Origin of the sequence: Flavicella sediminum, from assembly GCF_006381105.1 — a bacterium.
GTDB lineage: Bacteria > Bacteroidota > Bacteroidia > Flavobacteriales > Flavobacteriaceae > Flavicella > Flavicella sediminum.
Window position 1 is genome coordinate 55,341 of sequence record NZ_VDET01000007.1, and the last position, 12,028, is coordinate 67,368.

General features: G+C 32.7%; 14 protein-coding genes. 5 read left to right on the forward strand and 9 right to left on the reverse strand.

Going from position 1 to position 12,028, the window contains the following annotated elements; all coding sequences use genetic code 11:
* Positions 1–503 precede the first annotated feature (503 nt).
* Together FGM02_RS08070 and FGM02_RS08075 are read right to left on the reverse strand one after the other, a co-directional pair.
* Positions 504–962 carry a hypothetical protein gene (locus tag FGM02_RS08070; RefSeq protein WP_139957861.1) on the reverse strand — a complete coding sequence of 153 codons (459 nt, stop codon included), beginning with the start codon at positions 960–962 and terminating at the stop codon, positions 504–506.
* Positions 963–1,087: 125 nt separating this feature from the next.
* Entirely contained in the window at positions 1,088–1,696 is a 609-nt protein-coding gene (locus FGM02_RS08075) for an HPP family protein (protein ID WP_139957862.1), read from the reverse strand.
* Between the two features lie 159 nt (positions 1,697–1,855).
* On the opposite strand from FGM02_RS08075, the gene FGM02_RS08080 reads away from it, so the two are divergent.
* On the forward strand, positions 1,856–2,740 hold the full coding sequence (locus FGM02_RS08080; RefSeq protein WP_139957863.1) for a LysR family transcriptional regulator: 885 nt from the start codon (positions 1,856–1,858) through the stop codon (positions 2,738–2,740).
* Positions 2,741–2,752: 12 nt separating this feature from the next.
* Here FGM02_RS08080 and FGM02_RS08085 read toward each other — a convergent pair whose 3' ends face one another.
* Genes FGM02_RS08085 through FGM02_RS08100 form a run of 4 tightly spaced genes read right to left on the reverse strand, consistent with a single transcriptional unit; the run spans position 2,753 to position 6,188 of the window.
* Positions 2,753–3,757: a M28 family metallopeptidase gene (locus FGM02_RS08085; RefSeq protein WP_139957864.1), complete on the reverse strand. Its 1,005-nt coding sequence runs from the start codon at positions 3,755–3,757 to the stop codon at positions 2,753–2,755.
* A 26-nt stretch (positions 3,758–3,783) separates the two neighbouring features.
* Positions 3,784–4,578 carry an ABC transporter ATP-binding protein gene (locus FGM02_RS08090; protein ID WP_139957865.1) on the reverse strand — a complete coding sequence of 265 codons (795 nt, stop codon included), beginning with the start codon at positions 4,576–4,578 and terminating at the stop codon, positions 3,784–3,786.
* Between the two features lie 2 nt (positions 4,579–4,580).
* A complete protein-coding gene (locus tag FGM02_RS08095; RefSeq protein ID WP_139957866.1) occupies positions 4,581–5,612 on the reverse strand; it encodes a FecCD family ABC transporter permease in 1,032 nt (343 codons plus the stop codon).
* Positions 5,613–6,188, reverse strand: coding sequence for a non-canonical purine NTP diphosphatase (locus FGM02_RS08100; RefSeq protein ID WP_139957867.1), 576 nt, complete (start codon positions 6,186–6,188; stop codon positions 5,613–5,615).
* Positions 6,189–6,368: 180 nt separating this feature from the next.
* Between FGM02_RS08100 and FGM02_RS08105 the strand changes: the two genes are divergently transcribed.
* From FGM02_RS08105 to FGM02_RS08120, 4 genes are all read left to right on the forward strand, one after another.
* Positions 6,369–7,238, forward strand: coding sequence for a hypothetical protein (locus FGM02_RS08105; protein ID WP_139957868.1), 870 nt, complete (start codon positions 6,369–6,371; stop codon positions 7,236–7,238).
* Between the two features lie 99 nt (positions 7,239–7,337).
* A complete protein-coding gene (locus FGM02_RS08110; RefSeq protein ID WP_139957869.1) occupies positions 7,338–8,171 on the forward strand; it encodes a YHYH protein in 834 nt (277 codons plus the stop codon).
* An 18-nt stretch (positions 8,172–8,189) separates the two neighbouring features.
* On the forward strand, positions 8,190–8,735 hold the full coding sequence (locus FGM02_RS08115) for a toxin-antitoxin system YwqK family antitoxin (RefSeq protein WP_139957870.1): 546 nt from the start codon (positions 8,190–8,192) through the stop codon (positions 8,733–8,735).
* Positions 8,736–8,741: 6 nt separating this feature from the next.
* Positions 8,742–9,419 (forward strand): SCO family protein, encoded by a 678-nt coding sequence (locus FGM02_RS08120; protein ID WP_139957871.1) that lies wholly within the window; start codon positions 8,742–8,744, stop codon positions 9,417–9,419.
* Here the strand turns inward: FGM02_RS08120 and FGM02_RS08125 are convergent.
* Genes FGM02_RS08125 through FGM02_RS08135 form a run of 3 tightly spaced genes read right to left on the reverse strand, consistent with a single transcriptional unit; the run spans position 9,416 to position 11,990 of the window.
* A complete protein-coding gene (locus FGM02_RS08125) occupies positions 9,416–10,234 on the reverse strand; it encodes an ion transporter (protein ID WP_139957872.1) in 819 nt (272 codons plus the stop codon). The genes FGM02_RS08120 and FGM02_RS08125 overlap by 4 nt on opposite strands.
* 11 nt (positions 10,235–10,245) lie before the next feature.
* Positions 10,246–11,331 (reverse strand): exonuclease domain-containing protein, encoded by a 1,086-nt coding sequence (locus FGM02_RS08130; RefSeq protein WP_139957873.1) that lies wholly within the window; start codon positions 11,329–11,331, stop codon positions 10,246–10,248.
* 17 nt (positions 11,332–11,348) lie between these two features.
* Positions 11,349–11,990 (reverse strand): YggS family pyridoxal phosphate-dependent enzyme, encoded by a 642-nt coding sequence (locus tag FGM02_RS08135; protein ID WP_139957874.1) that lies wholly within the window; start codon positions 11,988–11,990, stop codon positions 11,349–11,351.
* Positions 11,991–12,028: the final 38 nt, after the last annotated feature.

The following is a 12,028-nucleotide window of genomic DNA, read 5'->3' on the forward strand; positions in this document are numbered from 1 at the left end:
TTTTTGTGCTCTCAGAAATGGCTGAACTACATAATAGTTTTTAGCTACTTCTTAGTACATCAAATCTTTTCAAATTACTGTTGCAAAATATAGTAATTGCATGTATTTACAAAATACAAAGCAACAGGTTTTCGGATATACAAAATTATGTTTCGTTCATGAAAACGAAATCTTTAGTATTTGGAAAAAGTTAAAATGAAATTTTAAAAATGTATTTAATTTGCTTTTCTACTTTTCCATAAAAAAAGTAAAAAGCAATTACTTTATAAGCGTACTTAATTTAGAGAAGTAGGAGGAATGAATTTGTTAGATTGAACTCTAAAAATTAGAAAATTAAAACTGAAGATTCTACTGTTTTTCTTTTCATGTATGGCTTCTATCATTCTGCAAATGTACAAAAATGAAGTGCTTCTCGCAAATATTTGGGCCTAAGATAAAATTGAAGTGGGTGTTTTGTCGTAATAAAAAAAGCGCTTTCTTACTTAAAAGAAGGCGCTTCACACTTAAAATAATCCTAAACTAACCCTAGGTGTTCTCACTGAAATTCTGGTGCTACTTCTGCTAGAAGGAGAAGATCTGTGGTAATAATGTCTTTCATAGCCATAGTAGTAATAAGTGGCATGATGGTAATAATCATCACTATGATGGCAATGATGATCGCAATACTTATAATGCGATTTGTAGGCTTGCTTTTTACTTTTTACATAAGCTTTGTGTGCTTTTTTGTCTTTCTTTTTTAAGTCAGCCTCATACTCTTTTTGTTCCTTCCAAAAAGCTTGTTCTTCTTCTGAAGAGTTTCCTTCAAATTGTTGTTCGTATTTGGCATCTTCAATAGCTCTCCCTTTATAATAAGATGTTTTATCTTGCTTTTCATTAGAAGAAGTAGCCGTTTTTTGTGCATTTATTGTTGGTGTTGAAACAACAAATAAACTTGCTAACATAATTGATTTTAATAGTTTCATGTCTTTTCTATTTTAATTAATACTAAATCAAATCCGATTTAAATCGTGATTCATTAAATAGACAACTATGAAATTTTTTACCCTACCGTTTTTTTATTTTTTTTGGGGAAATTAAAAATGCTTGGTTATTCACTAATAATTTTGGACTTGGGTTGCTTTAATTTTTTTCGAATGAATCGAGTGAATTTTTTGTTAGTAGGATAGCTTCGTTTTGGAGTGAGGTTATTAAAAATGAGGGCCACTATAAATAAAATAAGAACGCCGCTTAATACGGGTGAGAATACATATGCATAGCCCAAAGCTTTTATTTTTACGGTACCAATAGTTGCTATTAAAGCGGTGGCTCCTCCTGGAGGGTGCATGGTTTTTGTAAACTGCATGCATACAATTGAAAGTGAAACTGCCAAAGGTGCCGTTATCCAAATAATATCAGGAAATAATTTATAAACCGTTACTCCGACTAGAGCAGATATTACATGTCCTCCAATTAAATTGCGTGGTTGTGCCAAGGGACTTTGAATGGCACCATAAATTAGAACACACGAAGCTCCAAAGGAACCAATTAAAAATATATTTTCTTCCTTAGGCATTGTCTTAGATTGAAAAAAAGCAATAAGTCCAATTCCGACAAATGCTCCTAAAAAAGACCAAAATTTCTCTCTATAATCTACAAGTGTTTCTTTATACATAATGTATTTAGAAACCCTATAGGTTCGTTGAATTTTTTGTTTCATAAAAAAAACTTACTACTAGTTAGAACTAATTTTTTACGGTGTGCAATACTAGAAATACTTAGTTAGCAAATTAATTGTCCTTCGTGAAATTAATTAAAGGCTCTTTGAAAAAAATTAAAGAAATAGATTATTGCCACACTTTATTGTAGTTTTGTGGCCATGGAAATTAAGTATTTCAAATTAATAAAAACAATTGTTGAAGAAGGCAACTTGGCCAATTCGGCAGGACGATTATTTTTAACCCAATCGGCTTTAAGTCACCAATTAAAGGAACTAGAATTGCAATTGGGATTTAAAGTGTTTTTTAGAAAACGAAGTAATTGGGAACTCACAGAAGAAGGAGCAGAGCTGTACAAACTTGGAAATTCTATTTTAGAAAATATTGAAACAGGCTTGCAAAACATCAAAAAAATTCAAGCGGGATCTATTGGAATTATTAAAGTGAGTACTGAATGTTATTCCTTTTATCATGGTTTTCCAAAGTTCATTCAAAAAATGGGATTTTTATATCCAGAAATTGAAGTGGATTTAGCTTTAGAATCCACCCACCATCCAATCAATAAACTGGTCTCAAATGAAATTGATATCGCCATTGTTACCGCCAAACCCACTGACGAATCATTGGTAAGTATTCCCTTTTTTGAAGATGAAGTTTTTGCTATTCTTCATAAAGAAAATTTAATGAATAATGTAAAAACGATGCTTCCCGAGCATTTTACAAATTCACATTTAATTATTCATTCCTATCCATTAGAAACGGTTTCGGTTTATGAAATTTTTTTAAAGCCACAAAAAATTCAGCCCAATAAAATATCTGCCATTCCTTTAACACAGGTGGCATTAGAAATGATTGATGCCAATATTGGTGTAATGTGCATGCCAAAATGGGCTTTAAAATCTTTTAAATTACCCGATACAATTGTATTTAAAAAACTAGGAAAAACGGGTTTAAAAAGAAAGCATTATTTAGTTGTAAGAAAACCTGACAGGGAAAAAAAATACATCAACGATTTTATTTCAAATTTTGTAGAAGAATTTTCTTAGGAAATACGGGTTTTATTTATCTACAACCAAACGAGTTTTTCTATTGGCAATTTCCCATGCCGTATGAAAGACTAATTTTGTTCTCTGTGTCAATAATTCATAGTTAATTTTGTCAGCCGTATCACTTGCTTTATGGTAATCTTCATGTACACCATTAAAATAAAAGATGACAGGAATGTTATTTTTAGCAAAATTATAATGGTCAGATCGGTAATAAAAACGATTCGGTTCGTTTTTAGCATTGAAAGTATAATCTAAATTTAAGTTTAAAAATTCTTTGTTCACCATTTCAGACACTTGATGCAATTCTGTACTAAGTTTATCGGAACCGATTAAATAGATGTAATTAGGATTTTGTTTATGCGCATCATCAACTCTACCAATCATGTCAATATTTAAATTGGCTACATGGTTTTTTAACGGAAAAATTGGATTTTTAACATACCATTTGGAACCATACAGCCCTTTTTCTTCAGCAGTTAAATTTAAAAATAATAAAGATCGTTTTGGGCCTTGACCAGCATTTGCAGCCAACTGAAAAGCTTCTGCAATTTCTAGAATAGCGACAGTTCCAGAAGCATCATCATCGGCTCCATTAAAAATTCGATCACCTTTTGTTCCAATATGATCGTAATGTGCTGAAAGGACAATTATTTCATCAGGAAATTCAGATCCTTGTACAAAGGCAAGTACGTTTTCGGAAGCTTTAATTCCGGCGGGTAAAAAAGATTTAGGGATGGTTTGAAAATAGTCTGTTGGTGCTATTGGTGAAGCAAGTCCACTTTCTATATAGGCTGTTTTTAAAAACTGTGCTGCTTTTTTTTGACCAGGTTCACCAGTATCTCTTCCTTCGTATGCATCGGAAGCCAAGATATAGAGGTTTTCTTTTAATTCTTCTAAAGTGATGGTATTAGCATATTTTAAAGCCGTGTTTGAAGGCGTTTCTATTTTGTTTTTGTAAGCTGTGCAGGAAACAAGAAAGAAGCAAATACAACAAAGTAAAAGTGTGTTTTTCATAAATTAGCATTTTGCTTAAATGTACATTAATTTTGTAAAATAAATTGTTCTGAAACAGGGTCAAATTTAATTTGCTTACTCGGAAATAATTCTTCTAAGTTTTTTTGAGCGATATGTTCTTGTAAACTTCCCGATAAAAAATTACGTGGGGTCATTAACCATAAAATATCGGCTATCTTCAAAGCTAAATTGACTTCATGTGTGGAAAGTATAATGGTTTTTCCTGTGTTTTTAACCAAGTTTTGTAGTAATTTAAAGACTTCAATTTTGTGATGCATGTCTAAATGTGCAGTGGGCTCATCTAAAATAATAATTGCAGTATCTTGTGCTAATGCTCTTGCAATCATTACTTTTTGTAGCTGTCCATCACTCAATTCATAGTATTTTTTAGCAGCTATAGCTTCTATACCGACTTGTGCAATAGCTTTTTTTGCTTTTTGATGATCTTCAGAACTTAACTTTCCTAGCCAATTGGTATAGGGTTGCCTGCCCAATGCTACCAATTCAAAAACACTAAGCTGGCTGTCAGGAATCCTATCCGTTAAAACCAAACTCATTTCCTTGGCCATTTCTGAAGAAGCTATGGAAGCAAGGTCTTGATTGTTCAAATATACGGTGCCACCTAAAGCATGTTGTGTTTTGGATAGGGTTCGCAAAAGTGTCGATTTTCCAATCCCGTTTTTCCCGAGCAAACATACCAATTTGCCTTTTTCTAGATGAATATTAATTTCTTTGGCAACCGAATTAACCCCAGATTTGGAACAATAACCAATGCTAAGATCTTTTGTTTTTAAGACGATATGTTTGTTTGAAGTATTCAAAGTTATAGACTGTTTTTTTGTTTTCTAACCAATAACCAAATTACGATAGGCGCCCCAAAAAGAGAGGTCACAGCATTGATAGGCAAAACATGTTCACTTGTTGGTAATTGAGCAATCGCATCGCAAACAAGCATTAAAATAGCCCCATTTATGGCTACAGCGGGTAATAATATTCTATGATCAGAAGTGTTAAAAATTAATTTTGTTAAGTGCGGTATGGCCAAACCGACAAAGGCTATTGGCCCAGAAAAAGCCGTAATAACTCCTGTCATTAAACTGGTGGTAATTAATACAATATAACGTGTTTTTTTTATGTTTACCCCCAAACTTATGGCATAGCTTTCGCCTAAAAGCAAACTGTTTAGAGGTTTGATAATAAATAACAATAAAATGGTACTCAATAAAATAATCATAAAAAAAACAGTCAACTCGTTCCAACTTAAATTACCAAGACTACCAAAGCTCCAGAAAATAAATTGCTGTAACTGCTCAGCACTACTAAAATAACTCAATACATTTATAATTGCTGCACTGATACTTCCAAACATCAACCCTACAATAAGTATAGACATTGTATTTCTTATTTTTTTTATAGCAATTAATACGGAAGATAAAACTAAAAAGGCACCGATACTACTGGCAATGGTTATGCTCCAAGTAGACAACATAAAATCACCTAAAACACCTCCGAAAAAAGCGGAACCAAGTATCAAACAAGCCACACCTAAACTAGCACCCGAACTTATACCAAGAACAAAAGGCCCTGCCAATGGGTTCCGAAACAAGGTTTGCATTAACAAACCACTAACACCCAAACCTGAACCAACGAGCATAGCTGTAATAGCTTTAGGAATTCTAAAATTATAAATGATATACTGCCAACTTTCTTTCGATTCCACATTCCTGAAAAGTATGTAAACTAATTCTTTAAAAGGTATGTGTATTGATCCCAAACTGATATTGAGTAAGGCTACAAAAAGTAATGAAACCCCTAATGCTATAAAGGTAAGTTTGTATGTTTTATTAAAATCCAATTAAGCAAGTTTGTTTAAAAAAGAAATTAATTTTTTAACGGCAAGTCCTCTATGACTAATAGCCCCTTTTTCTTCCATATTCATTTCAGAAAAAGATTTAGAAAAACCTTCTGGCTGAAAAATAGGATCATATCCGAAACCTTCTTGCCCAGTCTTTTCTTTTAAAATGGTTCCTTTACAAATACCTTCAAATACATGTTGCTGGCCATTTAAATTCAACGTAATAACGGTTTTAAATTGAGCGGTTCTATTAGACGTTTCTTTTAATTCATTCAAAACTTTTTGCATGTTTTTTTCGGCATCATTTCCGGGACCAGCATAACGTGCTGAATATACCCCTGGTGCACCATTTAGTGCATTTATTTCTAAGCCTGTATCATCAGCAAAGCAAGCCATGTCATACTTTTTTGTGACATAATCTGCTTTAAGTTTGGAGTTGCCTTCAATGCTGTCTGAGGTTTCTGGAATATCCTCTAAACACTGGATATCTTGCAAGCTTAATAGCTCAAAATTACTTACCAAAGCTTGAACTTCTTTTAACTTGTTTTTATTGTTAGTAGCGAAAACTATTTTCATTTTATCAAATCAATTTAAAAACAAAGATAACCTTGATTTATTTATTTTTAGGCCATTTTCACGACTTAAAATCTATTGACAGGAAAAAACTTGAACGTTTTGTAATTTTTGTTAATCTTAAACGTTTTGAATACAATTAATATACATTATATTTGTGCAAAGTTTAAAGAAAAGTAACTTATGAATTTGAAGAATCGTAGTGTCAAAACAATAAAAATTTGTTTATTTTTTAGTCTATTGGTATCATTTTTTTCATCTTGTACCATAGAGACCGGAGGTACAGGTGGGGATGATTCAGTTTATTTTTCTAAATTAAAAACTCCTGAAGTAACCTTCACAAACAATGCATTGGTATGGGAAGATGTTAAAAACGCCCTTTTATATGAAGTATTAAAGGATGGTGTTAAAGTAAATCATGCGACATCACCACACGTAATTAGATCTGAGTCACAAAATGGAGAATATACGGTTAGAAGTATTCCAAATCATAAGTTAAATAGATATTTAGCCTCTGAAGCTACAGAACCAATTACAGTTGCCTATGTTACACCTGTAAAAATTGCAGCTCCAAGCTTAACATTTAACGACAATGTACTTTCTTGGGATGAGAGTATTGAAGCTAGTGAATATATTGTTTATAAAAATGATACAGAAGTGGCCAAAGTAGCTACGAATAGTTATGTGCTAAAAGCTGACACCTATAATGGAGAATACAAAGTTTCAATTGTAGTAAAAAGTAGTTCTAGAGTTTGGTTAGATTCAGATTTATCAGCTGGACTAACTGTTAGTTTTACACCACTTATCGCTTTAGCTACTCCTAATGTAACGTATGCAACTAATACTTTATCTTGGAACGGTGTAACAGATGCGGAAAGCTATACAGTTTTTAAAGATGGCCTTGAGCTTACTGTTGTATCAGGAGCTTTGACTTACGATATTGCAGACGCTACTTTTAATGGTGAATATACTGTGATTGCCAATCCATCGGATACATCTACTACTCTAAAACAGTCAGCTGAATCTAATAAAGTTACCGTAGTTTTTAATTAATTCTAAAAAAACAAAAATTAGGGTAGGGTTTCTATTGTTTCACCTGTTTTATGAGTGTAGGTTCATATTGGGCCTGTATAATTCATTAAATAGAAAATTATGAAACTCCCTGTTCAAAGATTTAAAAAATTAAAAAGTTCCATTTTTATTGCGTGTTTATTTTGTGTAATTAGTTGCTCTACAAATGCACAAAGTGATGATAATATAGAGGATCCTATTGAAGAAGAAGAAATTATAGAAGAAGAAACTGAAGAGACAACGGATGCAAAATACGACATTAGTTCAATTTTAGCTATCTATGACAATCTTAGTTCCGTGTCTTATTCAATTAGTGGTACAACTGTAACTTTTACCACAAGCAATTTGCCAAATCATAAATCTCCTTATTACAAGGATACAGAATGGCATGATGATTTGTATGAAGATTACACAGGAAGCAACTCTAGTTTTCGATTGAACCCGAATCGAATTGATGAACAAGATATTACACTTTCTATTCCATTACATCCTAAAAAAGCTACCTCTCTAACACAAACTCCTATGGGACCCATTGGTATTTCTAGAAATGGTGTGGTGTTTTTTAATCAATATGCTGCAGGTAGAGCAGACTTGGATGGAGAAATAAATTCATTTGATCAGTTTTTAGGACATCCTACAGGTACAAGCATGTATCACTACCATATTGAACCTACTTTTTTAACAGATACTTTTGGTGAAGATGCCTTGTTAGGTTTGTTATCGGATGGTTTTCCTGTATATGGTCCTAAAGAAGGAAATGAAACGATCACATCTAGTGACTTAGATGAATACCATGGTCATTTTGGTGCAACCAAAGAATTTCCTAAAGGAATTTACCACTACCATGTAACTGCAGATGCTCCTTATATCAACGGAGATGGGTTTTATGGTACTCCAGGAACTGTAGCTAGATAAATGAAAAATCGTTTCCTTTTGCTAATTCTAGTTTTATTTACAAGTGTAGCTTGTACCCATGAACATACGGTTGTCGATATTACTCCTAATGAATTTAGTAATGTCAAAATTAAAAATCGGTTGGTATATTATAATAACAAGATTTTTTCAGGTGAAATTGTTTCTTTTTATGATTCGAAGAAAACCAAGCAAAAACTGAGTTGTTTTTATGTAGAAGGTGCAAAACATGGTCAAGAAAAAAAATGGTACAAAGATGGAGCAATTCAAACGCTTCGTTTTTACACAAATAACATTAAGACCGGAAAGCATCAAGGATGGTGGGAAAATGGACAGAAGAAATTTGAATTTATTTTTAATGATGAAGGTCAGTATGCAGGTGTTTTAAAAGAATGGTATCAGAATGGAATTCCTTATCGTGTTTTTAATTATAAAAATGGGAGGGAAGAAGGCAGTCAAAAAATGTGGAAATCGGATGGTGCCATTAAAGCAAATTATGTAGTTGCTAATGGAGAACGATTTGGATTGATTGGTTTAAAAAAATGTGACCCTGTCTCAACAAAATAAATTGAAATGAAGAATTCTAACATCTTAGCAATTTTACTTTTTTTAGCATTAAGTGTTTCTTGTAAAACAGAAAACAAAGAAAAAGCTCCTCTAAAGAAAGAAATTAGCACATTGCCTTTTTTCAATACAGGAGATTTTACTCCAGAATGGATTTCAATAGATGACAAGACATATAGCGACATTCATAGCATTCCCGATTTCTCGTTCATCAATCAAGATGGACTTGAAGTTACTCAAGATACTTATAAAGGTAAAATTTATGTTGCCGATTTTTTCTTTACGAGCTGTACAGGAATTTGTCGTAGCTTAAGTTTGAATATGAAAATATTACAGGAAGAATTTATGGATGATCCAGATGTTTATTTGTTATCCCATTCGGTAACGCCAAGCATGGATTCCGTTCCTGTATTAAAAAAATACGCAAAGGATTACGGAGTAAATTCAAAAAAATGGAATCTTGTTACTGGTGATAAAGAGGTTATTTATGAATTGGCTAGAACCGCTTATTTTTCAGATGAAGACTTTGTAAAAACAAAAGAAGCCAGTGAATTTATTCATACTGAAAATTTCTTATTGATTGATGCCAAAGGCCGAATTAGAGGGGTTTACAATGGTACTTTACAATTGGAAGCCAAACGATTGATTCGGCATATAAAATTACTAAAGGCTGAAATGGCCTCCTAAAGTTTATCGCCACAATTATTACAAAACTTGGCATCATCTTTATGTTTTCCTGTCCCACAGTTAGTACAAGCTTTCGTATTGTTCGCTATCGTGTTATTTTGTGCTGTAAATTCAGCGGATACAATTCCTGTTGGAACTGCGATAATTCCATACCCCATAATCATTACAATAGAAGCTATAAATTGCCCCAAAGCCGTAGCAGGTGTTATATCACCATAACCAACGGTAGTCAGCGTTACAATAGTCCAATAAATACTTCTTGGTATACTTGTAAAACCACTGTCTGCATTGCCTTCAACCAAATACATTACAGTCCCCAAAATTATTGCCAATATCATGACAGCAAAAACAAAAACCGTGATTTTGGGTCTGCTTGCTTTTAGAGCACTAATAAGTTTATTTGATTCTCCGATATATCTAGAAATTTTCAGAATTCGAAATACACGCAACAAACGCAATGCTCGCAAGACCAATAGGGCATGTGTACCTCCCATAATTAAAGACAAATACTTTGGAATAGTAGCTAAAAAATCAATCAATCCAAAATAGCTAAAAATATAGCTACTTGGTTTTTTTATGCAAATAATACGCAATATATATTCTATGGTGAATAACAAGGTAATTACCCATTCGGCAATATTAAAAAAGTTGTGGTAAACGGCATCTATAGTAGGGACACTTTCCAACATCACCAAAATAATACTGGCAACAATGGTAACCAACAAAAGAACATCAAATAATTTCCCCGCCTTTGTATCTGCTTCGTAAATTATTTCATGCAACTTGTCTTTCCAAGAAGCTTGTGCTGTATCCATAGTATAAAACTCTAGTAACGGATTATTCTTTCTATTTTTCCTTTTTCTAAATACTTTTTCACTGCATAGCGAGTCACTAAATCGTTTCCTGTTTTAGTAATCAAGGTTTTTAGCAAAGGTATGTTTTGCAATTGTTGTTCTAAGCTAGAATATCCAATTCCGAGAACATTATTATCTTCAACTAATAAAAAAGATTTTTCACCTGTTTTTCTTCCGCGATCTACCACCACCATATTATCCGTATTAAAAACTACGGTTTCCATGTTTTTTCTGCGGTGTGTATTAAAACGAGGTTTGTGTTTTTTAAAAGCCATGTCAAATATAAGTTGGGCAAATAATTCATTTCCCGTTTCTTCATGACTGATTGAAAAAGCTTGGTCTTGCAAACTTTTTATTTTTTTTGAAGTTCTTAAAAAAAGTTGATTGATTCCTTTTTTAATATTTCTACTTTTTCCCATGTATAAAATGGTACCATTGGCATCATGTATGTAAAACACCCCCGAAGTAGTGGGTGTATTTTCTATAAATCCTAATATTTTATTTGAAACTACTTTTTCACTATCAAGAATCATTTTTATAGAACTCTTGGTAATTTCTTTGCCAATATCTTTGCTTTGTAACAATTTAAAAAGTTGTACGGTTGCTAACGCATCACCACTTGCTCTGTGCCGATCACTCATCGGTATTCCTAATGATTTACATAGTTTCCCCAAACTGTATGACGGCATATCAGGAATCAAGTTTTTACTCAACTCTACCGTACACAAAGTCTCACGTACATAATCAAAGCCCAATCGCTTAAACTCTGTTCGAAGTACTCGATAATCAAAAGAAGTATTGTGAGCAATAAAAACACAGTCGGCTGTAATTTCCACTATTCTTTTCGCTACCTCATAAAATTTCGGTGCAGTTTTTACCATTTTTTCGGTAATCCCTGTTAAATTCACCACAAAAGGTTGAATTGGTCTTTCTGGATTTACGAGACTTATAAATTGATCAACAATTTCATGACCGTCAAATTTATATATGGCAACTTCAGTTATTCCTTCTTCATTAAATTTACCCCCGGTAGTTTCTAAATCTATTATTGCGTACATTTTTTTTATTTAGAGGTTTAGAGATTTCTTGTTCCAAAAATAGAACTACCCACTCGAACCATAGTACTACCGTTTTTTATTGCAATTTTATAATCTCCACTCATTCCCATTGACAAAATCTGTAATTGAAATTCATCAAAGAAAGATTTTAGTGTTTGAAATTCGTTTGCTATTTGTTTTGTATTGTCTGTAAAACTAGCCATGCCCATAAAGCCTTTTATAGCAATATTTTTGAGTTCTACTAAATCTTTAGAAGCCAATATATTTCTGACTTCAGGAATGCTAAATCCAAATTTAGTTTCTTCTTCGGCAATTTTTACTTGAAGCAAACACGAAATAATTCGATCGTGTTTTTTTGCTTGTTTGTTAATTTCTTTTAAGGTAGAAAAGCTATCAATTCCATGAATTAAATGGACAAAAGGAGCAATGTATTTTACCTTGTTTTTCTGTAAATGTCCTATCAAATGCCAGGAAATATCTTTGGGAAGTGCTTCGAATTTTTCCACCATCTCTTGGACTTTGTTTTCGCCAAATACTCGTTGGCCAGCGGCATAAGCTTCTTCAATGGCACTTATAGGTTTGGTTTTTGAAACAGCAACCAAGGTTACGTTTTCTGGAAGAGTATCAGAAATTCGTTTTAAATTTTCTTTAATGGACATAGATGAAATTCACAGTAATAAAAACAAAGATACTTATT

Bases quoted from the DNA above. Each gene is read 5' to 3' on its own strand.
- FGM02_RS08070 (WP_139957861.1), bottom strand. From the start codon at position 962: ATGAAACTATTAAAATCAATTATGTTAGCAAGTTTATTTGTTGTTTCA.
- FGM02_RS08075 (WP_139957862.1), bottom strand. From the start codon at position 1,696: ATGAAACAAAAAATTCAACGAACCTATAGGGTTTCTAAATACATTATG.
- FGM02_RS08080 (WP_139957863.1), top strand. From the start codon at position 1,856: ATGGAAATTAAGTATTTCAAATTAATAAAAACAATTGTTGAAGAAGGC.
- FGM02_RS08085 (WP_139957864.1), bottom strand. From the start codon at position 3,757: ATGAAAAACACACTTTTACTTTGTTGTATTTGCTTCTTTCTTGTTTCC.
- FGM02_RS08100 (WP_139957867.1), bottom strand. From the start codon at position 6,188: ATGAAAATAGTTTTCGCTACTAACAATAAAAACAAGTTAAAAGAAGTT.
- FGM02_RS08105 (WP_139957868.1), top strand. From the start codon at position 6,369: ATGAATTTGAAGAATCGTAGTGTCAAAACAATAAAAATTTGTTTATTT.
- FGM02_RS08110 (WP_139957869.1), top strand. From the start codon at position 7,338: ATGAAACTCCCTGTTCAAAGATTTAAAAAATTAAAAAGTTCCATTTTT.
- FGM02_RS08120 (WP_139957871.1), top strand. From the start codon at position 8,742: ATGAAGAATTCTAACATCTTAGCAATTTTACTTTTTTTAGCATTAAGT.
- FGM02_RS08125 (WP_139957872.1), bottom strand. From the start codon at position 10,234: ATGGATACAGCACAAGCTTCTTGGAAAGACAAGTTGCATGAAATAATT.
- FGM02_RS08130 (WP_139957873.1), bottom strand. From the start codon at position 11,331: ATGTACGCAATAATAGATTTAGAAACTACCGGGGGTAAATTTAATGAA.
- FGM02_RS08135 (WP_139957874.1), bottom strand. From the start codon at position 11,990: ATGTCCATTAAAGAAAATTTAAAACGAATTTCTGATACTCTTCCAGAA.